At 69.1% G+C, this 24,609-nt stretch carries 23 protein-coding genes; 12 read left to right on the plus strand and 11 right to left on the minus strand.

Annotated elements, in window-relative coordinates:
- Positions 1-7: 7 nt before the first annotated feature.
- Entirely contained in the window at positions 8-190 is a 183-nt protein-coding gene (locus ACYVF3_RS32150) for a PspC domain-containing protein (RefSeq protein WP_145742023.1), read from the minus strand.
- A gap of 79 nt (positions 191-269) precedes the next feature.
- On the opposite strand from ACYVF3_RS32150, the gene ACYVF3_RS32155 reads away from it, so the two are divergent.
- A complete protein-coding gene (locus ACYVF3_RS32155; RefSeq protein ID WP_461158045.1) occupies positions 270-1,088 on the plus strand; it encodes a hypothetical protein in 819 nt (272 codons plus the stop codon).
- A gap of 170 nt (positions 1,089-1,258) precedes the next feature.
- Positions 1,259-2,698: an Nramp family divalent metal transporter gene (locus ACYVF3_RS32160; RefSeq protein WP_461158046.1), complete on the plus strand. Its 1,440-nt coding sequence runs from the start codon at positions 1,259-1,261 to the stop codon at positions 2,696-2,698.
- Between the two features lie 42 nt (positions 2,699-2,740).
- Here the strand turns inward: ACYVF3_RS32160 and ACYVF3_RS32165 are convergent, their stop codons facing one another.
- From ACYVF3_RS32165 to ACYVF3_RS32180, 4 genes are all read right to left on the minus strand, one after another.
- On the minus strand, positions 2,741-3,217 hold the full coding sequence (locus ACYVF3_RS32165) for a (2Fe-2S)-binding protein (RefSeq protein ID WP_461158047.1): 477 nt from the start codon (positions 3,215-3,217) through the stop codon (positions 2,741-2,743).
- 18 nt (positions 3,218-3,235) lie between these two features.
- Positions 3,236-5,566, minus strand: a complete 2,331-nt coding sequence (locus tag ACYVF3_RS32170; RefSeq protein ID WP_461158048.1) for a molybdopterin cofactor-binding domain-containing protein — start codon at positions 5,564-5,566, stop codon at positions 3,236-3,238.
- A gap of 266 nt (positions 5,567-5,832) precedes the next feature.
- Positions 5,833-6,522, minus strand: coding sequence for a toll/interleukin-1 receptor domain-containing protein (locus ACYVF3_RS32175; RefSeq protein ID WP_461158049.1), 690 nt, complete (start codon positions 6,520-6,522; stop codon positions 5,833-5,835).
- A gap of 35 nt (positions 6,523-6,557) precedes the next feature.
- Entirely contained in the window at positions 6,558-7,766 is a 1,209-nt protein-coding gene (locus ACYVF3_RS32180; protein ID WP_461158050.1) for a transcriptional regulator, read from the minus strand.
- Positions 7,767-7,977: 211 nt separating this feature from the next.
- Between ACYVF3_RS32180 and ACYVF3_RS32185 the strand changes: the two genes are divergently transcribed.
- Positions 7,978-8,259 carry a hypothetical protein gene (locus tag ACYVF3_RS32185; protein WP_461158051.1) on the plus strand — a complete coding sequence of 94 codons (282 nt, stop codon included), beginning with the start codon at positions 7,978-7,980 and terminating at the stop codon, positions 8,257-8,259.
- A gap of 99 nt (positions 8,260-8,358) precedes the next feature.
- Here ACYVF3_RS32185 and ACYVF3_RS32190 read toward each other — a convergent pair whose 3' ends face one another.
- Positions 8,359-9,342, minus strand: coding sequence for a sugar-binding transcriptional regulator (locus ACYVF3_RS32190; protein ID WP_461158052.1), 984 nt, complete (start codon positions 9,340-9,342; stop codon positions 8,359-8,361).
- A 130-nt stretch (positions 9,343-9,472) separates the two neighbouring features.
- Here ACYVF3_RS32190 and ACYVF3_RS32195 point away from each other — a divergent pair, with 130 nt between their 5' ends.
- From ACYVF3_RS32195 to ACYVF3_RS32215, 5 genes are all read left to right on the plus strand, one after another.
- Entirely contained in the window at positions 9,473-10,474 is a 1,002-nt protein-coding gene (locus ACYVF3_RS32195; protein ID WP_461158053.1) for a zinc-dependent alcohol dehydrogenase family protein, read from the plus strand.
- Positions 10,467-11,825 carry an ABC transporter substrate-binding protein gene (locus tag ACYVF3_RS32200; protein ID WP_461158054.1) on the plus strand — a complete coding sequence of 453 codons (1,359 nt, stop codon included), beginning with the start codon at positions 10,467-10,469 and terminating at the stop codon, positions 11,823-11,825. Before ACYVF3_RS32195 ends, ACYVF3_RS32200 begins: the two co-directional genes overlap by 8 nt.
- A complete protein-coding gene (locus tag ACYVF3_RS32205) occupies positions 11,822-12,748 on the plus strand; it encodes a carbohydrate ABC transporter permease (protein ID WP_461158055.1) in 927 nt (308 codons plus the stop codon). The genes ACYVF3_RS32200 and ACYVF3_RS32205 overlap by 4 nt, the downstream gene beginning before the upstream one ends.
- Positions 12,748-13,569 (plus strand): carbohydrate ABC transporter permease, encoded by an 822-nt coding sequence (locus ACYVF3_RS32210; protein ID WP_461158056.1) that lies wholly within the window; start codon positions 12,748-12,750, stop codon positions 13,567-13,569. The genes ACYVF3_RS32205 and ACYVF3_RS32210 overlap by 1 nt, the downstream gene beginning before the upstream one ends.
- A 218-nt stretch (positions 13,570-13,787) precedes the next feature.
- Positions 13,788-14,198 carry an FHA domain-containing protein gene (locus ACYVF3_RS32215; RefSeq protein WP_461158057.1) on the plus strand — a complete coding sequence of 137 codons (411 nt, stop codon included), beginning with the start codon at positions 13,788-13,790 and terminating at the stop codon, positions 14,196-14,198.
- A gap of 1 nt (position 14,199) precedes the next feature.
- Here the strand turns inward: ACYVF3_RS32215 and ACYVF3_RS32220 are convergent, their stop codons facing one another.
- The 3 genes from ACYVF3_RS32220 to ACYVF3_RS32230 form a co-directional block, all read right to left on the minus strand.
- Positions 14,200-15,087: a universal stress protein gene (locus ACYVF3_RS32220; protein ID WP_461158058.1), complete on the minus strand. Its 888-nt coding sequence runs from the start codon at positions 15,085-15,087 to the stop codon at positions 14,200-14,202.
- Between the two features lie 24 nt (positions 15,088-15,111).
- The gene (locus tag ACYVF3_RS32225) at positions 15,112-16,443 is read right to left on the minus strand and encodes an MFS transporter (protein WP_461158059.1); all 1,332 of its coding nucleotides are present in this window, start codon (positions 16,441-16,443) and stop codon (positions 15,112-15,114) included.
- 174 nt (positions 16,444-16,617) lie between these two features.
- Positions 16,618-16,698, minus strand: a complete 81-nt coding sequence (locus ACYVF3_RS32230; protein WP_425474165.1) for a putative leader peptide — start codon at positions 16,696-16,698, stop codon at positions 16,618-16,620.
- Between the two features lie 243 nt (positions 16,699-16,941).
- On the opposite strand from ACYVF3_RS32230, the gene ACYVF3_RS32235 reads away from it, so the two are divergent.
- Positions 16,942-18,105, plus strand: coding sequence for an LLM class flavin-dependent oxidoreductase (locus tag ACYVF3_RS32235; RefSeq protein ID WP_461158060.1), 1,164 nt, complete (start codon positions 16,942-16,944; stop codon positions 18,103-18,105).
- 100 nt (positions 18,106-18,205) lie between these two features.
- On the opposite strand, the gene ACYVF3_RS32240 is transcribed toward ACYVF3_RS32235, so the two are convergent.
- Positions 18,206-18,601, minus strand: coding sequence for a hypothetical protein (locus ACYVF3_RS32240; protein ID WP_461158061.1), 396 nt, complete (start codon positions 18,599-18,601; stop codon positions 18,206-18,208).
- 395 nt (positions 18,602-18,996) lie between these two features.
- Between ACYVF3_RS32240 and ACYVF3_RS32245 the strand changes: the two genes are divergently transcribed.
- A complete protein-coding gene (locus ACYVF3_RS32245; RefSeq protein WP_461158062.1) occupies positions 18,997-19,947 on the plus strand; it encodes an LCP family protein in 951 nt (316 codons plus the stop codon).
- Positions 19,948-20,010: 63 nt separating this feature from the next.
- Here the strand turns inward: ACYVF3_RS32245 and ACYVF3_RS32250 are convergent, their stop codons facing one another.
- Positions 20,011-20,808, minus strand: coding sequence for a formylglycine-generating enzyme family protein (locus ACYVF3_RS32250; protein WP_461158068.1), 798 nt, complete (start codon positions 20,806-20,808; stop codon positions 20,011-20,013).
- 255 nt (positions 20,809-21,063) lie between these two features.
- Here ACYVF3_RS32250 and ACYVF3_RS32255 point away from each other — a divergent pair, with 255 nt between their 5' ends.
- Positions 21,064-22,446 (plus strand): PepSY-associated TM helix domain-containing protein, encoded by a 1,383-nt coding sequence (locus ACYVF3_RS32255; RefSeq protein ID WP_461158063.1) that lies wholly within the window; start codon positions 21,064-21,066, stop codon positions 22,444-22,446.
- A 468-nt stretch (positions 22,447-22,914) separates the two neighbouring features.
- Entirely contained in the window at positions 22,915-24,360 is a 1,446-nt protein-coding gene (locus ACYVF3_RS32260) for a DHA2 family efflux MFS transporter permease subunit (protein ID WP_461158064.1), read from the plus strand.
- The last annotated feature ends 249 nt before the right edge of the window (positions 24,361-24,609 follow it).

Raw genomic sequence — 24,609 nt, forward strand, 5'->3', positions numbered from 1 at the left:
GTGACCTCTACCGTGCCTTCGGCAGAAGGATCCACAGCAGGATGTAGAGCACGAACTGCGGGCCGGGCAGGATGCACGAGACCACGAAGGCCACCCGCACCAGGAACACGGGCAGGCCGAACCGGTGGGCCAGACCCGCGCACACGCCGGCGATCATCTTTCCGTTGCGAGGACGCTCCAATGCCGTCATTCCTCAAGCCTGCCCGCGCGCCGACGATCTCGCCAACGGGCACCTCGCGCACCAGCCCTCGGAGTGGCACGTTGGTGGCGTGGACCTGCGGGAAGTGGCACGCGAGCTGAGCACCGGCGACCCGGTGTGTTTCATCACCGCCCGCGATTCGGCCGCGGCGCGGGCGCGCGAAGCCGGTGACACCGAGCTGGCCGAGCGGATCAAGAAGCTGCGCAAGCCCACCACGGCGGCGTGGGCGGTGAACCTGCTCGCCGATCGCGAACCGGGTGAGCTGCGGGACCTGCTCGACCTCGGCGAGCGCCTCCGCAGCGCTCAGCGGGAGCTGCGCGGCGACGAACTGCGCGAGCTGGCCGCCGAACGCACCCGCCTGCTCGACCGCCTCACGGGGCGCGCGGCGGACCTGACCGCCGAACGCGGGCACGAACTCGCCGAGGCGGGACGCGAGCAGGTCTCACAAACCTTGATGGCCGCGCTCTCCGACCCCGAGGCCGCGACCGAGGTCCAGGAGGCGACGCTGACCAAGCCCCTGGAGTACAGCGGCTTCGGCCTCGACGACCTAGCCGCAGCGGCCATCCGCAGGCAGACGGCAGGGCGCGAACCCCGCCGGAAGAAGCGCGCGGCGGACACCCGCGACACGGACGAGGCGGCACTGCTCGAACTCCGGAACAGGTTGCAGCAGAAGGAGCACGACCTCGCCTCGGCCGGGGACGCCCTCCACCGCGCCGAACGAGCGGAGCAGGAAGCCCACGACCGCTGCGAACGCCTCCGAGAAGAACTCGCCGAAGCCGAGACCGACCTCCGAACCCGCCATCGCCAGGTGAAAACCGCCCGCCGCGAACGGGACAAGGCCGATGCGGCCAAGAACGAGGTCTCCCAAGACGTGGAGAACCAGGAGTAGTCCTGCACGGGGTCCCGCTCGCCCCGACAGCGCCGGTGCCGGGTTCGTGGTGGCGGGGGAAGAGTCGGGGGTTTGCGACGAAATCATCACGTTTCGTCGACGTTGTCGTTCGGGCGCTTACCTTGGCTCTTCTTCCTGGACATGCACATCCACGAGCAAGGGTGCCGACGATGGCAGATCGCAACGAAGCGAGCCCGCAGAGCCCGGCGAAGGCGTTCCCCGACAGATACATCCCGCAACCGCAGGTGCGCGACCTGCCGGAGCCGCCGCGGAACCAGTGGCGGCTGATCGGCCCGGGCATCGTCGCGGCGGGCGTCGGCCTGGCCAGCGGTGAGTTCATCCTCTTCCCCTACATCACCTCGCAGGTCGGGCTCGCGTTCGTGTGGGCCGCGCTGCTCGGTCTGGTCACGCAGTACTTCCTGAACATGGAGATCGAGCGCTACACGCTGGCGACCGGTGAGACCGCGGTGACCGGGTTCAGCCGGCTGTGGAAGCACTGGGGTCTGGTCTTCGCGATCATGGCCTACTTCGCGAACCTGTGGCCCGCGTGGGCGACGAGCTCGGCCACGCTGATCACCTACGCGGTCGGTGGTGACAAATCGCTGGTCGCGGTGGGGATCCTGGTGCTGGTGGCGCTGATCCTCACGCTGGCCCCGACGGTCTACACCGCGCTGGAGCGCGCGGAGATGCTCAAGGTCGCCGCGATCGTGCTGCTCATCGTGATCGGCGCGCTGTTCGTGATCGGGGCCGAGACCTGGCAGGCGCTCCCGACCGTCGTCACCGAAGCCGGATTCCCCGCCGCTGAGCTCGGATTCGCCGTGCTGATGGGCGCACTGGCGTTCGCCGGAGCCGGTGGCGGTCAGAACTTGGTGCAGAGCAACTGGATTCGCGACAAGGGATTCGGGATGGGGCATTACGTCCCGAAGATCGTGTCGCCGCTGACGGGTCAGACCGAGGCGCGCGGGCAGGCCGGGTTCATCTTCCCCGCCACCGACGAGAACCTGGACCGCTGGAAGGCGTGGTGGCGGTTCGCCAACAAGGAGCAGCTGATGACCTTCGTGGCCATCACGTTCCTGTCCATCATGTTCATGTCCCTGCTCGCCTACGGCACCGTGTTCGGCCACCCGGGCCTGGAGAACGACGTGTCGTTCCTGCGCGTCGAGGGTGAGAAGATGTCGGCCGTCGCGGGCGGCTGGTTCGGCTACTTCTTCTGGGTCGTGGGCGCTTTCTCGCTGTTCGCAGCAGCTCTGGGCATCGTCGACTACACCAGCCGACTCGCCGCCGACGTCCTCAAGACCAGCTACTTCCCGAACGCCTCGGAGAGCAAGATCTACGCGGCCCTGGTGTGGGGGCTGGTGATCATCGGAACCGTGGTGATCGTCGCGGGCATGGGCCAACCGCTGCTGCTGGCCACGATCTCGGCCTGCACCGGAGGCGTCATGATGTTCATCTACTCCGGGCTGCTGATCGCCATCAACCGCAAGATGCTGCCCGCCCCGATCCGCGTGTCCGGCGTGCGCCTGGCCGCGCTGATCTGGTCGATCATCCTGTTCGGCGTGCTGGCGGTGCTGACCGTGCACCAGCAGCTCGGCGAACTCCTGGGAGGCTGAACCCGAGGGGTGGGAGCCGCAGCGCTCCCACCCCTCGCGCGATCACATCTTGGCGGCGTTCGCCTTGATGGCCTCGCGGATCCGGAAGTAGGTGCCGCAGCGGCAGATGTTGCGGATCGAGTCCAGGTCGGCCTCGGTGATCTGGCGGCCTCCGGCCGCGGCGCGGCGGACGAGCGCCACCGCCGCCATGATCTGACCCGGCTGGCAGTAGCCGCACTGCGCGACGTCCTGCTCCAGCCACGCCTCCTGCATCGGGTGCAGCTCGGCGTCGGCCGTGGCGGGCAGGCCCTCGATCGTGGTGATCTCGTCCTTGGCCGAGATCTCGCCGATCGGGACCGAGCACGGGTTGAACGCCTTGCCGTTGATGTGGCTCGTGCAGGCCTTGCAGACGTTGATGCCGCAGCCGTACTTCGGTCCGGTCACGCCCAGCAGGTCGCGCAACACCCACAGCACCCGCACGTCGTCGGCGACGTCGACGGTGACCTCTTCGCCGTTGAGTTGAAAAGTGTGCTCAGGCACGAGAATTCCTCCAGGTCCTCACTGCGCGTGGCGCAGGCCGTCGGTGGGCGACTGCGGGATCGGCGGCACGTTCGGCTTCGGTTCGAACGAGAGCTCGCCGTGGTTGATCGGGAAGCTCGTCGGCACCGACCCGGTCGCGCGCGCGTAGGCGCAGGCCACCGCGGCCTGTGCCGAGGCGACTCCGAGCTCGCCGGCGCCGCCGGGATTGCCGGTCGTCGGCGGCATGATGATGATCTCCAGCTCCGGCGGGGAGTTCCACTGCCGGGTGTAGAAGTAGTTGTCCCAGCTGGCTTCCAGGAAGTACCCGTCGGTCAGGTGCAGGCTGGAGGTCAGGGTGTTGGCGATGCCGTCGTTGATACCGCCCATGATCTGGGCCTCCAGGCCGCGCGGGTTGACCGCGAGCCCGATGTCCACGGCGCAGACGGCCTTGGTGATCCGCGGTCCCGTGACGCCCTCGCGGATCGGCCGGTTCACCGTCTCCGGGGTGCAGTCGATCTCCACCAGCGTCGCGATCGCCGCCCGGTACTCGGTGTGCACGGCGATGCCCTGGGCGGTGTTCGCCGGCATCGACCGGCCCCAGTCGCCTGCCCGGGCCACCTCGTCGAGGACCGCGCGGAGCCGCTCCTCCTGCACGAAGCGTCGGCGGAACCCGTAGGGGTCCTCGCCGAACTTCGCGGCCAACTGGTCGACGATCAGCTCTCGCGCGGTGGCGACGTCGGGGGAGTAGATGTTGCGCATGCTGCCGGTGTTGAAGCCGCGATCAGCCTCGTTGAGCAGCTGCGTGGTCGCGCCGAATCCGTAGGGCATGGTCTGGGTGAAGTGGAAGATGGTCTGCGAGAACGTGGCGTCCGCGATCGGCAGCTTCGCGGCGCTGGCTGTGATGATCTCGCCGAAGCCGTGGCTGAAATCGGTGAAGACGCTGGTGTGCCGCTGCTCGTAGCTGAGCACCCCGTCCCCGGCGACGCCGACGCGCACGCGCGAGGTCGCCATCGGGTGCGTGCGCCCCTGCCGGGAGTCGTCGGCGCGGTGCCACATCAGCTTGACCGGCTTGCCGATCTTGCGGGAGATCTCGGCGGCTTCCATCGCGCCGTCGTTGAACAGCTTGCGGCCGAACGATCCGCCGCCCTCGGTGACGTGCACCTTCACCGCGTTGAGCGGGATGCCGTACTGCGCGGCGATGGTCTCCTTGGTGACGATCGGGTTCTTCTGCGCGGACCAGATCTCCGCGCGCCCGCTGCGCATGTCGGCGACCGCGCAGTTGGTCTCCAGCGCGCTGTTGCTGCGGAAATGGAAGGTGAAGTCGCCCTCGACGCTCGACTCGCCCTTCGGGACGACCAGCGGGATCTCGGCCGCCCGCAACTCCTTCAGCACCGACTCGTCCGACTTGCCCTCGGCCGTGCCGGGTTTCCAGTCGACGTCCAGCGCGCGCACCGCGTCGATGCACTGGCCGAAGGTCTCCGCCCGCACCGCGACGCCCGTCGAGATTGCCACGACATCGGTGACGCCCGGCATGCTCGCCACGTCGCCGAGGTTGCGCACCGAACCGACCTCGCCGTTGATCGTCGGCGGCCGGCACACCATGGTCGGCAGCGCGCCCGGGATCTTGAGGTCCATCGCGAACTTCTTCGCACCCGTCACCGCCGCGCGGGCGTCCACTCGGTTGTGCGGGGTGCCGATGACCGAGAAGTCGCGATTCTCCTTGAGCTGCACCGGAACTTCCTCGGTGCGCACGGCGGCGGCCTTCGTCGCGAGCTGGCCGATGCCGAGCGCGTTGCCCAGCAGGTCGGTGATCACGCCCTGCTTGAGGCGCAGCGTCGCGACGGCCTGCTCCAGCTCGATCGCCGCGGCCTGCAGCAGACGTCCGCGAGCGACCGCGGCGGCGACGCGGATCGGCGTGTAGGTGGACAGCGTGGTTCCGGAACCGCCGGTGATCTGGTTGAACACCAGCTCCGGGCGGGCGTCGGCGAGGGTGACGTGGACGCGCTCGACCGGCACGTCCATCTCCTCGGCGATGATCATCGCGGTGGACGTGGTGATGCCCTGCCCCACTTCGGCGCGCGGGAGCTCGAAGGACACGGTGCCGTCGGTGTTCACCGCGACCGTGATGAGGTTCGCGGTCGGTGCGGCCGAGTACTCCAGCAGGTCGCTGAGATCGACGATCTCGGCCAGCTGCGGCGACGGGGCCGACGGCAGCCCTTGCGCTTCCGCTGAGGGAGCGCGGAGGTTGAGGTCCGCGGCGGCGACCAGCGTCGGCGCGGCCAGCACGTAACCGAGGAACCCGCGACGCCCGACGGCAGCGGACTCGGTTCGCCGGGAGTCGGGCGGGGAGGGTCGGTCTGCGGTGGTCACTTAGGGGCCCCTTCCGCCGGAGCGAGGTGTGGAATCCGGCAGCCGCTGATGGCTCTGACCTGGAAAAAGAGGATCTCAGGTCGTTGGAACAGCGGAACTGTAACGTTCATCCACGAAGGGGTCAACGAATCGCGCCCGACACAAGATCACGATCGCGTCAAGCCCTCAAAGTGCGCAATCTCCCGTCCGTTTCGCGGTTCGGCGAGGCGCCGAGCCACGTTGCGCTCATCCCGCGACCCGCCTCGGCCGGGACTCCGCGTCCAGGCTCACCGGCGGTGGCCCTCATCGGGCTGGTGGTGGATGTGCTGGTCGCCCGATCCGCTGTGGTGGTTGCCGTAGGTCGGCGCGTGGAAGTGGGTGGTGGAGGTGTCGCCGACCGAGAGTCCGCCGGAGAGGTTCCCCAGCTGGATCACCGACCCGCCGACGTCGCCCGAGTTGTGGTTGTGGACGCCGCCGGAGGGCGGTGTGGGTCCGGGGTCGCGGTCGGGCTTGAGCGCGGGCACGAGCTCCACGAGCCTGTCGGCGAGCCGGTTCAGGTCGTCCCGGGCGTTGCGGACGTCGAAGTCCAGCGCGTTGAGGTAGGCGAGCGCTTCCAGCTCATCGGGCAGGTCGGACGGCTTGAGCTGGGGGAGCCCGCGTCCGCAGTGGACCGGGATCACCAGAGCTCCGGCGCGCATGGCGTTGAGGATCTCGTTCCTGGTGAAGTCGTCCTCCGCGGCCAACCGCAGGTTCCCCTCCGCGTCCCGCGCGTCGGCCCAGCCCGCGCCCATCAGGACCAGCAGGACCGAGGTCGTCGACGACGCCCGGTTCAGGACGGTTCGGTAGTCCTCGCCCGGTGCTCCCTTGGCATCGCGGAACACCAGCTCGTCGCCGAACCGATCCGACAGGAAGCTCTCGATGTGCGCGGCGGCGAACTCGCCGTCCCCGCTCCGGTAGTTGACGAAGATCTCGGGCACAGCTCGTCTCCTCTTCCTCTGAGGGGCGGGAACGTTCACGCGGACTGGTGGTGCAGGGAGGCGATCAGCGCGGGCTGCAGCGCTTGGACCGCTGGAACGCGGTGGTGGCGGGCCAGCATCTGGCTGAGCTTGCGCAGGTCGGTGAGCACGGTCGCCGAGGTGACGGCGTCCACGATCGGCAACGTCTCGGTCGTGATCGCGCAGGCGCGCTCGATCTCGCCGTCCGTGGCGTGGGCCAGCGCCTGGCGGATGCCGTAGCGGGCGCGGGAGCGCAGGGCCTGCTCCGGCAGCGCGCCGACCTCGCGGTCCAGGACTTCGGTGGCCGCTCCGGTGCGGCCCAGGTCGTGGAGGCACCACCCGGCGATCATCGCGACCGGGTCGCTGAGGTTGCTCGCCCCCAGCGTCGGGCCGGGTTCCGGCTGCGCGGCGCTGAGGTGCTCGCGTGCCACGTCCAAGGTGCGCATGCAGGTGTCGTAATCACCGGCCAGCGCGTGGCCCTGGGCCTCGTGCAGCGCGGCCCAGCCGCGGACGCGGTCGGTGATGGCCTTCTGCCTGGCCAGCTGAGCGACGTCGATGGCCTGGCGGGCGTCGTGGCGGTAGATCTCCACCAGCGCGCGACGCACCAGGGCGTAGGCGCTGAGCCGGTGGTCGCCACCGGCCTCGGCCAGTTCGACGGACTTGTCGGTCCACCACATCGCGGCCCGGTCGTCGCCGGCCTCCTGCGTCATCCAGCCCGCGAACTCCGCGTACCGCGCCGTGAGCGCCAAGATCTCCGGTGCGTGCCGGGGAGGGGCGTTGAACGCGAGTTCGCGCAGCGAATGGGTCTGGGCGATCAGGCCCGGCAGCACCAAGGACGGACTCGCGGTCTGCCCGAGCGTGCGGAGCTGGTCGAACATCACCTGGAACGGTTCCAGCGAACCGGTTCCCGCGACGGCTGCGCGCGTGCCGCCCATCCCGAAGGCCACCGCCGACGCGGCGCCCGCGGTCAGCACGCTCCGGCGGTCCATCGGCTGGAAAGAGCTGCCTCCACTCGAATCGAGTCGCAACACCCACACCTCATCACCGTTGGTCGTGATTTCGGACGGCGGAGGTGTTCTCGGCGACTGGTCGGGAACGAGCGCGGACAGCTTCCCACCGGCGTCGAGTTCGGCATCGCAGCGACGGGCGAAATCGGGACTCGGGCGTTTGCCGCCGGTCTCGATCTTGCTCAGGTAGCCCTTGCTGTAATGCAGAAGTCCGGCCATCCGGGAGAGCGACAGTCCAGCCTCGGTCCGCAGTCGTCGGAGCTCCGCCCCGAACAGTGTGGGCCGCTGGCTCAACTCGTCCTCCGGGTTGCCCGTTTCCCGATTCTCTCGGCGCTGGGAAACGGGTGTTCGGCCGGGCCTACCACGGCACATGGTGGTGGTAGCGGGTCCAGGCAGATCACTGGAACTCCGCCAGACCATAGGAGAAGTGATGATCACCGACGACCTCTCCCGCGAATTGACACCCGAACAGCGCAGCCCGTCAACCGAGGTTCTGCTCGGGCGCGCGGCGATGACGCTGGGATTCACCGCGGTCCAGCTGTGGGCGTTCTTCGAGCTCGCTCCTTGGGAGCTGACCGGAACCGCGCTGGTGGCGCTCGTCGTCGTCATGGCCGCCGCAATCCTCGTCGCCGTCGAATCCTGGGAGCAGATCTTCAGGAGCGCAGTCGAAATGCTGCGCTCGTCGACGGATCTTGACCGAGAAGCGAGCTGAGCGGTGGGCGATCGGCCCGGTTTCCCGTTTCCCGTCGGGGGCTGAACGGGAAACGGGCGCGAAGGGGCGGAGCGAGGCTGGGGGTCTCGCTCCGCCCCGCTATCTCTTCAACGGCCGGTCGGTGACCAGTTGCAGGAGCAGATCGGCCGCTTCGGCGTCGGTGATGAGGGTGTTGACGATCCCGGAGCGCAGCACCGCGTCTATGGCGCGGGCCTTCGGCGTGGTGTAGCCGACCGCGATCACCTCCGGGACGTCGCGGAGCTGCTCGTGCGGGATCGCCAGGACGTGGTGGGCCAGCCCGGTGGACAGGGCGTTGCCGTCGGCGTCGAAGAGCCGCGCGGCGATCTCGGCCGCGGCACCGCGCTGGCGGATCGACTCGCGCTCGGCGGGGCTCAGCGCGTCGTAGACGGTGGACTCGTTCTCCTGCCAGGCACCGATGCTCACCACGGCCTTGGTCAGGTGCTGGAACTGCTCGAAGGTCTCGGCGATGCCCGGCTGGTTGCGCAGGATCTCGGTGGTCCTGCGATCGGGCAGCACCAGCGGCCCGTAGATGGGGTAGGAGTCGCCGCCGCTGGCCGCCGCCACCCGGCCGACCGTCTCCACCGAGCGATCGCGCATGTCCATGCCCGCTTGCACTCCGCACAGCTGCACGATCGGGCACTTCGGCAGGCTCCGGATCGCCTCGGCCATCGCGTTGACCGATCGCGCCCAGGACAGGCCGATGACGTCGCCGGCCACGGTGATCTCGGTGAGCAGCTGCGCCGCCAGAACCCCCACGCGGCGGCGCAGTTCGGTGCGTTCGACCTTCGTCTGCGCTCTGTTGAGCACCAGGACGCGGCGCAGGCCGTAGGCCGTCCGGAGCCGTTCGGACTGCTCCACGTCGACCGGGAACGGTAACTCGAAGGAGATCTTGATCAGGCCGTTCTCCTGCGCTGATGACAGGATTCGGGCGACCTTGAAGCGGCTGATGCCGAACTCCTCGGCGATCTCCAGCTTCGAGCGTCCGGCCACGTAGAACCGGTGGGCGATGGACGCCGCGGTCATGGTGTCGATCAGCCCACTGCGCGGCCGAGGGGTGCTCATATGAGCACTATAACGGGAAAAGTTCGTCGAAGGTTGACGTGATTAGCACTAAAGCTCTTCAATGCGGGTCAAGTTCAGGGCAGAGTACAGCGCAGTTCGCTCATGTGAGCGCTCTGGAGGCGGAGGTTTGATGCGCGCCGCGATCATTGACGAACCCGGTTCGATCCGGGTTGGCGACGTACCGGATCCGGTACCGCGCGAGCGGCAATTGGTGGTGAAGGTCGGCGCCACCGGTATTTGCGGGACCGACGTCCACATCGCCGACGGGCACTTCCCGCCGACGCCCTACCCGATCGTGCCGGGCCACGAGTTCGCCGGTGAGGTCGTCGAGGTCGGCCCGGACGTGCCGGGTGACTGGAAGGTCGGCGAGCGGGTCGCGGTGGACCCCTCGCTGTTCTGCGGCTACTGCGGACCGTGCCGCAACGGGCACGGGAACCTCTGCGCGAACTGGGGCGCCACCGGCGACACCGTCGACGGGGCGTTCGCCGAGTACGTCGCGGTCCCGTCCGCCAACTGCTACCGGATGCCCGAGGGGCTGAGCTGGCAGCAGGGAGCCCTGGTCGAGCCCGTTTCCTGCGCGGTGCACGGCGTCCGCCAGATCGGCGTCGAATCCGGCGAGAAGTTCCTCGTGATCGGCGCGGGCACGATGGGTCTGCTGATGCAGCAGCTCCTGCAGCGCGCGGGCGCGCAGGTCACCGTCGCCGACCGCAACGTGTCGCGGCTGCCGCGCGCGCAGCGCTTGGGCGCCGTCGCCGTCACCGAGGACGCCACCGAGCTCGACGGCGACTTCGACGCCGCGGTGGACTGCACCGGCGCGGCACCGGCCATCGAGACGGCCTTCGACAAGGTGCGTCGAGGCGGCCGGCTGCTGGTCTTCGGCGTCGCCCCCGCGGAGGCGCGGATCTCGCTGTCCCCGTTCCGAATCTACAACGACGAGATCAAGATCGTCGGTTCCATGGCGGTGCTGCACAGCTTCGGCCCGGCGCTGGACCTGATGGCGATGGGCGCGATCGACAGCGGTGAGCTGCTCACCGACGCGCTTCCGCTGGAGGAGTTCGGCAAGGCGCTCGAGCTCATGCGCAGCGGCGCCGGTCTCAAGGTCCAGGTCCTGCCCGGAGGTGCGGATGCCTAAGCGTTTATGGCGCAGCCGAATACGGCTCGCGCTGCTGGCGATGGTCGGCGTTCTGCTGACCAGCTGCGCGGGAGCCGGTGCGATCGGCTCCGGCGGGCGAACCCTGGTGATCGCGATCGTGTCCAACCCGCAGATGGAGGACGCGGTCGCGCTCAAGGGTGAGTTCGAGAAGGAGAACCCCGGCATCAAGCTGAAGTTCGTGCAGCTGCCGGAGAACCAGGCGCGCGCGAAGATCACCGCCTCGACCGCCACCCAGGGCGGCGAGTTCGACGTGGCGATGATCAGCAACTACGAGACCCCGCAGTGGGCCGCCAACGGCTGGCTGGAGAACCTGCAGCCGTACATCGAGAAGACCCCGGGCTACGACGCTGACGACTTCATCCCGACCATCCGGGAGTCGCTGTCGCACCAGGGATCGATGTACGCGGTGCCCTTCTACGGCGAGTCGTCGTTCCTGACCTACCGCAAGGACCTCTTCGAGCAGGCCGGGCTGACCATGCCGGAACACCCGACGTGGCAGCAGATCGCCGACTTCGCCGCGAAGCTCGACGACCCCGCCAGCGGGCTCTCCGGCATCTGCCTGCGCGGCAAGCCCGGCTGGGGCGAGAGCCTGGCGCCGTTCTCCACGGTCGCCAACACCTTCGGCGCCCGGTACTTCGACGAGCAGTGGAACCCGCAGTTGACCTCGCCGGAGTTCAAGGCCGCGGCGAACTTCTACGTCAACCTGGTCCGCGAGCACGGTGAGGTCGGTGCCTCCAGCGCCGGCTTCTCCGAGTGCGGCACGCACTACGCGCAGGGCCAAGCCGCGATGTGGTACGACGCCACGGTCATGGCAGGCACCAACGAGGACCCGGCGGAGAGCAAGGTCGTCGGCAAGAACGGCTACGTGTCCGCGCCGGTCGAGCGCACGCCCGAGGCGGGCTGGCTCTACACCTGGTCGCTGGCGATGCCCAAGGTCGCCAAGGACAAGGACGCGGCCTGGCGGTTCATGAGCTGGATGACCTCCAAGCAGTTCGTCAAGGACGTCGGCAACACCTTCGGCTGGAACCGGGTTCCGCCGGGCGTGCGCAAGTCGACCTACGAGATCCCGGAGTACCAGCAGGCGGCGGCCGCCTACGCCAAGCCGACCCTGGACGGGATCGACAAGGCGCAGCAGTCCAACACGATGGTGAACCCCGTGCCGTACCCGGGGATCCAGTTCGTCGGCATTCCGGAGTTCCAGGACTTGGGGACCCGGGTCAGCCAGCAGTTGTCGGCGGCCATCGCCGGGCGGGTCACCGTCGACGAGGCCTTGGAGCAGTCCCAGGAATACGCCGAATCCGTCGGCGAGTCCTACCGGGAGACCCGATGAGCCAAACGGTGGTCGAAGAAGTCAAGGCACCCGCGGTGCCGAAGAAGAAGGAGCCCGAGGCGTCGGGCCGCTGGCTGCGCCGCGCGCCGCTGCTGCCCGCGCTGCTGTTCACGGTGCTGGTGACGCAGATCCCGTTCCTGATGACGGTGTTCTACTCGTTCCAGTCCTGGAACCTGGTGCGTCCGGGTTCGCGGCACTTCGTGGGGCTGCGCAACTACGTCGACGTCTTCGCCGACAGCCAGTTCCGCGGCGCGCTGCTCAACACCGTGGTGCTCACCGTGGTGTGCGTGCTGGTGTCGATGGTGCTGGGCCTGGGTCTGGCGATCCTGCTGGACCGGAAGTTCACCGGGCGCGGCGTGGTGCGCACCCTGCTGATCACGCCGTTCCTGATCCTGCCCGCGGCCGGTGCGCTGCTGTGGAAGACCACGATGTTCGACCCCACCTACGGGTTGCTGAACTTCGTGTTCGGCGGCGACACCGACTGGCTCGCCGAGTACCCGTTGGCGGCGGTGATGACCCAGGTCGTCTGGCAGTGGACGCCGTTCATGATGCTGCTGATCCTGGCGGGCCTGCAGGCGCAGTCAAAGGAGGTTCTGGAGGCCGCCGCGGTCGACGGTGCCGGGCGGTGGCGGACGTTCCTGTCGATCACGCTGCCGCAGCTGGCCCGGTACCTGCAGCTCGCGGGGTTGCTGGGGGCGATCTACATCGTCAACAGCTTCGACGCGATCTTCCTGATGACGCAGGGTGGTCCGGGTACCGCGAGCACCAACCTGCCGTACTACATCTACCAGCGCGCGTTCGAGGGATTCGACATCGGTCAGTCCTCGGCGATGGGTGTCGTCGTGGTCATCCTGACGCTGATCGTGGCGAACTTCGCGCTGCGCTTGATGTTCCGGACCTTCGGCCTGAGCGAGGTGCGCTGATGACCACCGCGAACCCGATCGGCCGGTGGGCGCTGACCGCGTTCACCTGGGTCGTGTCGATCCTGTTCGTCTTCCCGCTGCTGTGGATGGTGCTGACCTCCTTCAAGGAGGAGGCCGACGCCTACACCGACCCGCCACGGCTGCTGTTCACACCGACGCTGACCCAGTTCGCCGGGATCCTCGAACGCGGATTCCTCCCGTACTTGGGCAATTCGGCCTTCGTGACGGTCGTGTCGACGCTGCTGGTGCTGCTGCTCGCGGTGCCCGCGGCCTACGCGCTGTCCATCGCCGCGGTGCCCGGAACGCAAGGCGTGCTCGGATTCTTCCTGTCGACGAAGATGCTCCCGATCGTGGCGGCGATCATCCCGCTGTACGTCATCTCGCAGAACATCGGTCTGCTGGACAACGTCTGGTCGCTGGTCATCCTCTACACGGCGATGAACCTGCCGCTGGCGGTGTGGATGATGCGGTCGTTCTTCCTGGAAGTTCCCCGGGAGATGGTCGAGGCGGCCCGGGTCGACGGCGCGCCGCTGCCGGTGCTGCTGTTCCGGGTCATCCTGCCGGTCGTCGCACCCGGCATCGCCGCCACGGCGCTGATCTGCGTGATCTTCTCCTGGACGGAGTTCTTCTACGCGGTCAACCTCACCGCCGCGCAAGCGGGCACGGTGCCGGTCTTCCTGGTCGGCTTCATCACCAGCGAAGGCCTGTACTGGGCGCAGTTGTCGGCGGCGGCGCTGATGGCCTCGCTGCCGGTGATGATCATCGGCTGGGTAGCGCAGAACCACCTGGTGCGCGGTCTGTCGATGGGCGCGGTGAAGTAAGGGGTCGTTGCAGGGGCCGCCGGGAACGCCTTCGCGGCGTTTTCCGGCGGCTCGCGGGAAATCTTACGAGACCTAGCTCACATGAACGAATCAGGTTCGGTGAATTAAGGACGTTGGTCCTAGCGATCGCGGTCGATCCTTCGGCATTCTGTGTGTAGCCACCCGGTTACGGGCAGGTGCATTCGGAGGTATCACGCTTGTTGGCTAGGGAGACGACGATGGAACAGACCAGGATCGGCACGACCGCATCGAACCCAGTGCAACCGCAAGCCGATGCCGCCCGAGCGTCTGCTCCTCACGAGGTTCCAGCTCCTCGCTCCACCGACGAGCTCAGCGGCCGACCCCGGTTGATGATCAACCGCGGGAACGCCGCCGGAAGCGGGTTCGTGCTCCAGTCGGAGCGCACCACCATAGGTCGGGACGCGATATCCGACATAGTCGTCGACGACATCACGGTGTCCAAGCAGCACGCCGAGATCCGGCGGCGCGGCAACGGCTTCGTGCTCGTCGACGGCGGCTCGCTCAACGGCACCTACCTCAACCGCCTGCCCGTCGACATCGCGGAGCTCAATGAGGGCGACGAGATCTGGGTGGGCAAGGCCCGTTTCACCTACCGCACCGGGTTGTGACTCAACCGGCGATCGCGACGGCGCAGTCCGCGTAGTGCACCAGCGCGTGGCTGGTGGACCCCAAGGTCGTAGAACGCACGATGTGGCGCCCCCGCGCGCCGATCACCAGGAGGTCGGCCTTCTCCGCGGCCTGGAGCAGCGCTTCGGTCGGGAGTTCGAGGCTGACCTCCTGGTGCAGCTCCACGTCCGGGTCCGAGCGCTCCACGCCCGCCAGGCATTCGGCGAGCAGCCGCTGGTTGGCCTCCACGACATCGGACTCGTGGCGCCAGCCCCGGTCCGGGGGCAGCGCGTCCGGTGCCCGCGTGGCATCGGCCAGCAGCGCGGTGAGCGTCGCCGAGTGCCTGCGGGCCACGTCGTGGGCGAAAGCGATGGTCTCGGCGCAGGACGGTGAGCCGTCGACACCGACCACCACTCGCCGGAGCGGCTGGTCGGCTTCCGGGCCTCGCACGACCACGACCGGGATGTGCGAGGTCCGGACCAGTTCGCCCGCGGTGGACCCGAGCAGCACCCGGCGGGTGTGGCTCAGCGGCGGCGGGCCCAGCACCAGCAGTCCCATCCGGTCGGTCTCCTCGCGCAGCACCGACGCCGGGTGCCCCATCTGCACCTTGGTGCGCACCAGCAGGTCCGGGAACATCCGCCGGCACTCGGTGGCCATCGCCGCCAGCTCCTGCTGCGCGCACCCGTGCCGCATCGCTGGCTGCTCGCCGGTGGTGTGGGTGCGCGTGAGGTCTTCCAGCGGGATCGGAACCGCCCGCACCAGCAGCAGCGCCCGGTCGCGGGAGAGCGCCTCGCGGGCGGCCCAGCGCATCGCGAGCCGCCCGGCGTCGGAGTCGTCCGCTCCGACGGCCACCGCTCGGAGCTCCCGGGTACCCATCGCCGTCCAGCTCACCACGAGAGGCCGCGGAAGGCAGGGTCAGTCCGACGAGGCCGACGTCAGGTCCGCGGGGCGCAGCGCGATGGTGGCGGTGAGGCCGATGAGGCCGGTGAGCACCAGGTAGCCGCACGCCAGCCACGGCGAGCCGCCACCAGCGGCGATGAGCGCGGTGATGATCAGCGGGGTCAGGCCCGAGGCGTAGATCCCGGAGAACTGGTAGACGAACGACATCCCGGTGTAGCGGGAGCGCACCGGCGCCAGCTGCGCGTAGAGCGTGCCCTGGGGCGCGTAGAGCAGCGCGTGCACCACGCCCAGCACCAGGACGATGATCAGCCCGGACAGCAGGAGGTCCCGGGTCTGGAACGCCAGGAACGCGGGGTAGACCGACGCGGCGAACAGGCCCGCGCCCAGGGCGTAGGCGCGACGCGGCGTGATGCGGTCGCTGAGCCGGCCGAAGACCGGCAGCAGCACCGCCAGCACCCCGGAGGCCAGCATCACCGAGATCAGCACGCCGTTGCGGGGCAGGTGCAGCGTCGCGGTGGCGTAGGACAGGAAGAACACCGCCCAGGTGTTGAACGCCGCTCCCTCCGCCCACCGGGAAAGCAGGCCCAGCAGCGTGTTCCGGCGGGTGGTCCGGTCGCGGAACAGCTCGACCAGCGGGGCCTTCGCGGCACCCTGGGTCTCCCGCATCTTCTCGAACGCCGGGGTTTCGGCCACGCGGAGCCGGATCACCAATCCGATGAGGACCAGCAGGATGCTCACGCCGAACGCGATCCGCCAGCCGTAGCCCAGGAACTGCTCGTCGTCGAGGACGTTGCCCAGGAACGCGAGCAGCCCGGTCCCCAGGCCGAGCCCGAGCGCGAGACCCACCTGCGGCCACGCGCCGTACCAGGAGCGCTTGCCGGGCGGCGCGTACTCGACCGCCATCAGCACCGCTCCGGCCCACTCGCCGCCGATCGCCAGGCCCTGGACCACGCGCAGCAGCACCAGCAGCAGCGGAGCGAGCAGACCCACCTGCTCGTAGGTCGGCAGGGCGCCCATCGCGGCCGTCGACACGCCCATCAGCAGCATCGTGCTGACCAGCGTGCGCTTGCGGCCGATCCGGTCGCCGATGTGTCCGAACAGGACACCGCCCAGCGGGCGGGCGACGAACCCGACGAAGAACGTCACGAACGCCAGCATCGTCGACACGGTGGGGTTGTCGGTGGGGAAGAACAGCTTGTCGAACACCAGGCTGGCGGCGGTGCTGTAGAGGAAGAAGTCGTACCACTCGACGGTGGTGCCCATCAGGCTCGACACGATCACGGTGCGCACGTCCTTGCGGGACACGGCGCGCACGTCGGGAGCAGGCTGCTGCAGGCCCGCGGTCATCACTGCCTCCGGTGTGAGGTGCAGGGAAGGTGGAGGGGGATCACCTGGTCCTGAGACCCGTCGACGAACGAGAACGGCGACGATCGAGGACCGGGCTCCGAGATGCGGCACCCGATTCTTCGCGACTGGGAACCCGGGGTTTCGGCACGGGTCCCGGCGGGCGGGCGCCGGTGTTCAGGAGGCGTGACAGGCAGCGGAGGCCACGCGGAGCAGGTCGACGTGGTGGCGCGAGGTCAGCAGTGCGGGAGCGGGCACGCGGCCGAGCTTCGCCGTCCGGTGCCCGCGCGGTCAAGCCGAGCCGCGAACGTCCACGAGCTGAGACGCCGAGTCCGTTCGTTGACATCGTCCGGCGGCCTGACCAACGATGACGTTCGTGGAACCTCTGACCCGCCGCCGCCACGTGGACTTCCAGCGCGTGGTCACGCAGGCGTGTCGCAGCTGACTTCTTCCTCGTTCACACCCGATTGACACGTCCACACCGGACTGTTGGAGAAGCAGATGTCCTTGACGTTCCACTGGTTCCTGCCCACCTACGGCGACAGCCGCTACCTCGTCGGTGGCGGTCACGGCACGCCCACGCACACCGCGGGTGGTGCCCGGCCCGCGACGCTGGGCTACCTGGGGCAGATCGCGCGCAGCGCCGAGCAGCTCGGCTTCGAAGGCGCGCTGACGCCGACCGGCGCGTGGTGCGAGGACGCCTGGCTGTCCACCGCGATGCTCGCCGAGGTCACCGAGCGGCTGAAGTTCCTGGTGGCGTTCCGGCCGGGTCTGCTCTCGCCGACGCTCGGTGCGCAAATGGCCGCCACCTTCCAGCGGCACTCCGGTCAGCGGCTGCTGCTCAACGTCGTCACCGGTGGCGAGAGCCACGAGCAGCGCGCCTACGGCGACTTCCTGGACAAGGAGGCCCGCTACGCCCGCTGCGACGAGTTCTTGGAGGTCGTGCGCGGTCTGTGGCGCGGCGACCGGGTCGACTTCCACGGCGAGCACGTCCGCGTCGAGGGAGCTGAGCTGACCCGGCGGCCCGACCCGACGCCCGCGGTCTACTTCGGTGGCTCGTCGCCCGCCGCGGGCGATGTCGCCGCCAAGCACGCCGACGTGTACCTGACCTGGGGCGAACCGCCCGCCAAGGTCTCCGAGAAGATCGAGTGGATCCGCAAGCTGGCCGCTGCGCAGGGCCGGACGCCGCGCTTCGGCATCCGGCTGCACGTGATCAGCCGCGACACCAGCGCACAGGCGTGGGCCGAGGCGCAGCGCCTGCTCGACGCCCTGGACCCGTCGGTCATTGAGCAGGTCCAGCAGGGATTGGGCCGCAGCGAATCCGAAGGCCAGAAGCGGATGCTGGAGCTGCACAAGGGGTCGACCTCGGAGCTGGAGATCTACCCGAACCTGTGGGCCGGAGTCGGTTTGGTGCGCGGCGGTGCCGGCACCGCCCTGGTCGGCAGCCACGTCGAGGTCGCCGAGCGCATCGAGGAGTACCACGCGCTGGGCATCGACGAGTTCGTCCTCTCCGGGCACCCGCACCTGGAGGAGGCCTACTGGTTCGGCGAGGGCGTTCTGCCGATCCTGGAGCGCAAGGGCCTCTGGCGGCACCCCGCCCGCGCCGAGGCCGAACCGGCCGCGGCCGGCATCCCCTTCGCCGGAGCCCCTGCCGCGACGTCCTGATTGGTGCTGATCGGCGCAGCGGGCAGTTTTGGTCCGAACCGCCCATGATCGAAGTCCGTTTTGCCCGGTCAATTCGGACCAAAACTGCCCAGGGGCGGGATCAGCGGCGGAGCGATTTGATGATCAGCTGGCCGATGACCACGTAGACCAGTGCGGCCAGGCCGTAGTTCAGGACGACGCCGAGCACCGCGTCGTCCGGCGTGAACACGTCGCCGAGGCCCAGCACGAGGGTTTTGGCGAGCACGTAGACGACGGAGACGAACTCGTTTCCCTGGTTGGCGTCGAAGACGACGAACAGCACGTGGAGAACGAAGATCGTGAGCACCACGCTGACCACGACGCGGACGACGTTCGCGATCCGAGCCGAGGTGTCCTCGCGACGACGGCGTTCTTCGTAGTAGTCGTCGTGCGGAGGCCGGTCGTGGCCGGGCGGCGGGTACGGAGAGCCCTGATGGGGCGGGTACGGGCCGTGTCCGTGGGGCGACGGGTAATTCATGGGGCCGGATTATGAAGAGCGGGAAGCGAACGGAACAACCCCGTTCGACGTGAATCCCAGGCGATATCACGAACAATTCCTTCCACTTAAAGCGAATCGTCGTCAGAACCGGCGTGGACCTGGGATTTCCAGAAGTTGGTCCGATTCAACAATCGAACGGGGAGCGGAGAACGTTGTCCCGCCGTGATTTCGGAGTTCTCCATTCGTTGCCGAGAACTGTGGGATAGCTCCTATTCGCGCGGTGGGGATTGCTGTCATGCTCGCCCGCCGCAGCAGGTCGGGGATGCGAAAAACCGTGCCGGACAACCTACTTCTTCGGATGGCAGATGAACTACGCTCAGCAACAGATGGTGCACGCGCGGCCACCGCATCACCGGCCGAGGAGGCGTCCCCGCGTGGGCAGGAAGATCCTGATCGTGCTGCTGGTGCTCGTGCTGGCGCTGGCCGGTTTCCTGCTCTACGTGGACTACTCGCTCAAGCGCGAGCCCGCGATCCCCGCCTCGGGTGAGCGCCCCGCCGACGGTTCTGGAACCAACTGGCTGCTCGTCGGTTCCGACAGCCGCGAAGGACTGGACGCCGATCGCCAGGCCGAACTCGGCACAGGTGATACCGCCGGTCGTCGCACGGACACAGTTATGCTCGTGCACATCCCGCAGGCAGGCGGCAAACCCACGATGGTCAGCCTGCCGCGCGACTCCTACGTCACGATTCCCGGACGTGGCAAGGACAAGCTCAACTCGGCCTTCGCCTACGGCGGTCCGCAGCTGCTGGCCCAGACCGTCGAGGCGTCGACCGGGGTGCACGTGGACCACTACGCCGAGATCGGGCTCGGCGGATTCGCCGACATGACCGACGCGATCGGTGGCGTCGACGTCTGCGTCAAGGAACCCATGCAGGACCCGAAGGCCAACCTCGACGTGCAAGCCGGGTGCCAGGAGCTCACCGGTCCGCAGGCGCTGGGCTACGTGCGCACCCGCGCTTCGGCGCGCGGCGACCTGGACCGCGTCGAGCGGCAGCGCGAATTCCTCGCCGCGCTCACCGAGAAGGCCTCCTCCCCGGAGGTCTTCCTCAACCCGCTGCGGCTGTTCCCGCTGATCCTCAACACCTCCGGTGCGTTCCTGGTCGACTCGGGCGACCACGTCTGGCACCTCGGGAGCCTGGCGTTCGCCATGAACGGGATCGCCTCCGGTGAGGGCGTGACGACCACGGTCCCGATGTCCGGCTTCGGCGAGACGAGCGACGGCGCGTCGGTCGTGAAGTGGGACAAGGAGAAGGCGGGCACGCTCTTCGGCGCGCTCGCCCAGGACAACCCGGTGCCGGAGGACGTCATCGTCACGGGGATGTGAATCCGGGAAACCGGCGCCTGAACGGAGGAATCCTTTCCCGGTCAGGCGCCGGTGCACCGTCGCTCAGGCGTCGGCGGCGCAGCGGAAACCGAGGTTCCCGCTCGCGCTGTCCGGGGTGTTCGACGTCCTCGCCGCGACCCGGTAGCGGTTGCAGTAGGAGTCGTGGCACAGGTACGAACCACCGCGCATCGCGCGGTTCTCGGCAGTCTCGGCGAAGCGGTCCGCGCACCACTCCCAGACGTTGCCCGACACGTTGTGCAGTCCGAAACCGTTGGGCGCGAACGCATCCACCGGCGCCGTGCCGACGTGCCCGTCCTCGGCGGTGTTGCGCACCGGGAACCGGCCCTGCCAGATGTTGCAGCGGTGCTCGCCGTCGGGGGTCAGCTCGTCGCCCCACGGGTAGCGGGCCTGGTCGAGACCGCCGCGAGCCGCGTACTCCCACTCGGCCTCGGTGGGCAGCCGCTTTCCCGCCCACTTGCAGTAGGCCGCGGCGTCGTGCCAGGAGACCTGCACGACGGGGTGGTCCCACCGGCCCTCCAGATCGCTGCCGGGGCCTTCGGGGCAGCGCCACCAGGCGCCGCTCACCCCGCACCACCACGGCGTCTGCTCCGGGCGCGGGGACTCCTTGCGCAGGTGCCCCGGTAGGAACTTCGCGAACACGTACGACCAGCCGAACCGCTCGGACTCGGTCACGTAGCCGGTGTCCGCGACGAACTCGGCGAAGCGCGCGTTGGACACGGCGTGCGGATCGATGGCGAAGCCACCGACCCGGACCTCGCGGATCGGCCCCTCGCCGTCGTCGGGGAACCCGTCGGGATCCTCGGTTCCCATCCGGAACGCGCCACCCGGCAGCACGACCATGCCGTCCAGGTCACCGCTGCCCCGGGTGACCACCTGCTGCTGCGAACCGGTCGTCGGACCGGAACGCGACGGAGGGCAACAGCTCGCCACTCGCCACACCTCCCGCACTCGAAACGCTCGCGGCGACGGTACCCGCGCGGGAGCTGGTCGTAGCGTTGCGCACGGACATCCGTGTGACGGCGGTTACTCGTGGGAACCAGCGGTGAGTCCGATCCGACATCTCCACCGACGCACCCGCTCGCGGACGGAGATGAGATGAGCACCGAGGCGCCCGCCGCTGCCGAGAAGAGCAGCGGCCCCGCCGGGACGTGGGCTGCGCTGCGGCCGCTGGTACTGCGGTTGCACTTCTACGCCGGACTCCTCATCGCTCCGTTCGTGGTGGTGGCCGCCGCGACCGGGCTGCTCTACGTCTTCACGCCGCAGGTGGAGCAGCTGGTCTACGACCGGGAGTTGCACGTGCCCGCCGGCCCGGTCACGACACCCGTCGACGACCAGCTCGCGGCCGCGCGCAGCGCGCACCCCGGCGCCTCGCTGATGGCGATCCGACCGGCGCCCACCCCGACCGACACGACCCAGGTCATCTTCACCGCGCCCGATCTGCCGGAGAGCTTCCGCCGCACGGTGTTCGTCGATCCGCACACCGCGGAGGTGCGCGGAATCCTGGACACCTACGGCGACGGCCAGGCGCTGCCGCTGCGCACGTGGGTGGACAACCTGCACCGCGGTCTGCACCTGGGTGACTTCGGCAGGCTCTACAGCGAACTGGCCGCGAGCTGGCTCTGGGTGATGGTCCTGGGCGGCCTGCTGCTGTGGTTCCGCCGTCGCCGCACCTCCCGCAAGCGGCTCGTCGTCCCCGAGACCGGCGCGGCCGGGCGCAAGCGCCTGCTGTCGTGGCACGGCGTCATCGGCACCTGGATCGCGCTGGGCCTGCTGTTCCTGTCGGCGACCGGCCTGACCTGGTCGGTGCACGCCGGAGCCAACGTCACCGAGCTCCGCGAGGCCCTGGCCTGGGAGACGCCGACCGTGTCCACCAGCGCGGTTCCGCCGGAGCACCAGGGACATCAGGGGCACCACGGCCACGGCGGGCACACCGCCCACACCGGAGGCACCGACGTCGGGCCGGAACGGGTGCTGCGCGCGGCCGAGGCGCAAGGCGTGACCGCGCCCGTTGAGCTGACGCCACCGGCCTCTGGCGGCGCCTACGTGGTGAAGCAGGTGCAGCGGGAGTGGCCGACGCAGCAGGACTCGGTCGCCGTCGACGCCGCCACCGGGCAGGTCACCGAGACATTGCGCTTCGCCGACTGGCCGGTGGCGGCGAAGCTGGCGCGCTGGGGCGTCGACGCGCACATGGGCCTGCTGTTCGGCCTGGTCAACCAGCTGGTGCTGGCAGCGCTGGTGGTGGCGCTGCTGACCACGATCGTCCTCGGATACCGCATGTGGTGGCGTCGCAGGCCCGCCGGTTCCTTCGGTGCTCCCGTCGCGCGCGGGAGCTGGCGGCAGGTACCGCTGGGCGTGCTGCTGCCCCTGGGGGCGGTGACGCTCGTGGTGGCGTTCTTCCTCCCGCTGCTGGGGATCTCGCTGCTGGCGTTCCTGGTCCTCGACGCCGCGCTCGGGCGGTGGCGGGCCGCCCGCGGCTGACCCCGGGGCCGGCGGTGCCGGGGGAGTGACGTTCGTCATCCGCTCCCTCGGCGCCGGCCTGCGCTCACGGGTGCTCCCTCACATCCGCGAAAAAATGGTTTGACCAGCGTGGATGATTGAAGGCGTTGCGGGCGTTGGACTCGGGTGTCCGCGGCTGCGCGGACCGTCGCGACGGACGCTCCTGTCGGAGCCGGGCGTTAGGCTGTGCGGGAGCTCTTGGGGGATGAGCATGTTCGTGATGGGGGCCGTTCGAAGCGGCACCCCGGCACCGGATCTTCCGACCCCGGCCGACGAGGCCGGGCTCGCAGTCGTCGAGGTCCCCACCGTCGAGTGGGTCGACCCGGCACGTGATCCGGGCTCCCATCGCCCGAGCGCGCAGAACGTGACGTCGAATCGCCGATCGGCACCCCGGTCGGCAGGAACAGCGGCCGCGACCAGGCCACACACGAGCGAGGTGCACGACAACCCATGACCGAGACGGCCGCTATCGCCGAGCCTGACCGGCAGGCCAGCCCACCGAAAGCCACCGTGCTGCTCGGCGTGCTGGTCGCCTCGGCGTTCGTGATGATCCTCAACGAGACGATCCTGAGCGTCGCGCTGCGCGACCTCACGGTCGACCTCCACGTCTCCACAACCACCGTGCAGTGGCTGACCAGCGGTTTCCTGCTGACGATGGCGGTGGTCATCCCGATCACCGGGTTCCTGCTGGAGCGCTTCACCCCGCGTCAGGTGTTCCTGACCGCGATGACCCTGTTTAGCCTCGGCACGCTGCTGAGCGGGCTGGCCCCCGGGTTCGGGATGCTGCTGGTGGGTCGCGTCGTGCAGGCGTCCGGCACCGCGGTGATGATCCCGCTGCTGATGACCTCGGCGATGCGGCTGGTCCCGGCGGAGAAGCGCGGCGCCACGATGGGCACGATCACGATCGTCATCGCGGTCGCCCCCGCCGTCGGGCCGACCATCGGCGGCGCGGTGCTGGCCTCGCTGGGCTGGCGCTGGATGTTCTGGATCGTGCTGCCGCTGGCGCTGATCGCGGTGGTCATCGGCGCGGTGTGGATGCGCCTGGACAGCGAGACCCGCGTGGTCCCGCTGGACCTGCTGTCGGTGCTGCTGTCGGCGGCCGGTTTCGGCGGCCTGCTCTACGGGCTGTCGGCGATCGGTGAATCCGGTGGCGGGCACACCGTTCCGCCGTGGGTGCCGCTGGTGGTCGGGGCCGTGTCGCTCGCGGCGTTCGTGGCCAGGCAGCTGCGGCTGCAGCGCGAGGACCGGGCGCTGCTGGACCTGCGTCCCTTCACCTATCGGCCGTTCGTGGTGGCGCTGGTGCTGGCCGCGCTGCTGTTCATGTGCCTGCTGGGCGCGGCGGCCATCCTGCTGCCGCTGTACCTGCAGACGGTGCTCAAGACCAGCACGTTCGTCAGCGGTCTCGCGGTCCTGCCGGGAGGTCTGCTGATGGGTCTGATGGGCCGTCCGGTCGGAAGGCTGTTCGACCGGATCGGACCGCGCCCGCTGGTCATCCCGGGTGCCGCTGCGATGGCGGTGGCGCTGTGGCTGTTCGCCACGCTCAGCCCGGAGTCTCCGCTGGGAGCGGTGATCGGCATCCACGTGCTGCTCTCGCTGGGGCTGAGCCTGATGATGACGCCGCTGATGACCGCTTCGCTGGGGTCGCTGCCCGATCACCTGTACTCGCACGGCAGCGCGATCCTCGGCACGTTGCAGCAGGTCGCGGGTGCGTTCGGCACGGCGGTGTTCGTCACCGTGTCGTCGCTGTCCTCGGCCAACCCGGCGGGCATCCCGGACGCGGCGGGCCTGCGCACGGCGTTCGTCGTCGCGGGCGTCATCGGCCTCGCGGCCTTCGGCACGGCCCTGTTCATCCGCAAGGTCGACGGAGCGAGCGCCACAGCAGTCCCGGCCCACTGACGGAGCCGAGCTCCGAAAGCCGCTGGCACAAATCGAAGACCGCACGGACGAGAGAGCCGGGGACGCGTGTTCACCAACGCGTCCCCGGTTCTCTTCGCACGTAGGTGCTCTTCCGGCCTCCCGCAGACCCTTCCTGCCCTCGATCGGGTTCTTCACGTCTCCGATCGGGTGCTTCGTCTCACCAATTCCCAGTTTTAGTTGTGGTGTTCGGGGAGGTTGGTCAGTCGGGTGATGGGTGGTTGGCCTCCG

It is taken from the genome of Saccharopolyspora tripterygii, assembly GCF_054778355.1.

Bases quoted from the DNA above. Each gene is read 5' to 3' on its own strand.
- ACYVF3_RS32150 (WP_145742023.1), bottom strand. From the start codon at position 190: ATGACGGCATTGGAGCGTCCTCGCAACGGAAAGATGATCGCCGGCGTG.
- ACYVF3_RS32160 (WP_461158046.1), top strand. From the start codon at position 1,259: ATGGCAGATCGCAACGAAGCGAGCCCGCAGAGCCCGGCGAAGGCGTTC.
- ACYVF3_RS32180 (WP_461158050.1), bottom strand. From the start codon at position 7,766: ATGGCCGGACTTCTGCATTACAGCAAGGGCTACCTGAGCAAGATCGAG.
- ACYVF3_RS32185 (WP_461158051.1), top strand. From the start codon at position 7,978: ATGATCACCGACGACCTCTCCCGCGAATTGACACCCGAACAGCGCAGC.
- ACYVF3_RS32190 (WP_461158052.1), bottom strand. From the start codon at position 9,342: ATGAGCACCCCTCGGCCGCGCAGTGGGCTGATCGACACCATGACCGCG.
- ACYVF3_RS32195 (WP_461158053.1), top strand. From the start codon at position 9,473: ATGCGCGCCGCGATCATTGACGAACCCGGTTCGATCCGGGTTGGCGAC.
- ACYVF3_RS32200 (WP_461158054.1), top strand. From the start codon at position 10,467: ATGCCTAAGCGTTTATGGCGCAGCCGAATACGGCTCGCGCTGCTGGCG.
- ACYVF3_RS32205 (WP_461158055.1), top strand. From the start codon at position 11,822: ATGAGCCAAACGGTGGTCGAAGAAGTCAAGGCACCCGCGGTGCCGAAG.
- ACYVF3_RS32210 (WP_461158056.1), top strand. From the start codon at position 12,748: ATGACCACCGCGAACCCGATCGGCCGGTGGGCGCTGACCGCGTTCACC.
- ACYVF3_RS32215 (WP_461158057.1), top strand. From the start codon at position 13,788: ATGGAACAGACCAGGATCGGCACGACCGCATCGAACCCAGTGCAACCG.
- ACYVF3_RS32225 (WP_461158059.1), bottom strand. From the start codon at position 16,443: ATGACCGCGGGCCTGCAGCAGCCTGCTCCCGACGTGCGCGCCGTGTCC.
- ACYVF3_RS32235 (WP_461158060.1), top strand. From the start codon at position 16,942: ATGTCCTTGACGTTCCACTGGTTCCTGCCCACCTACGGCGACAGCCGC.
- ACYVF3_RS32240 (WP_461158061.1), bottom strand. From the start codon at position 18,601: ATGAATTACCCGTCGCCCCACGGACACGGCCCGTACCCGCCCCATCAG.
- ACYVF3_RS32250 (WP_461158068.1), bottom strand. From the start codon at position 20,808: ATGGTCGTGCTGCCGGGTGGCGCGTTCCGGATGGGAACCGAGGATCCC.
- ACYVF3_RS32255 (WP_461158063.1), top strand. From the start codon at position 21,064: ATGAGCACCGAGGCGCCCGCCGCTGCCGAGAAGAGCAGCGGCCCCGCC.
- ACYVF3_RS32260 (WP_461158064.1), top strand. From the start codon at position 22,915: ATGACCGAGACGGCCGCTATCGCCGAGCCTGACCGGCAGGCCAGCCCA.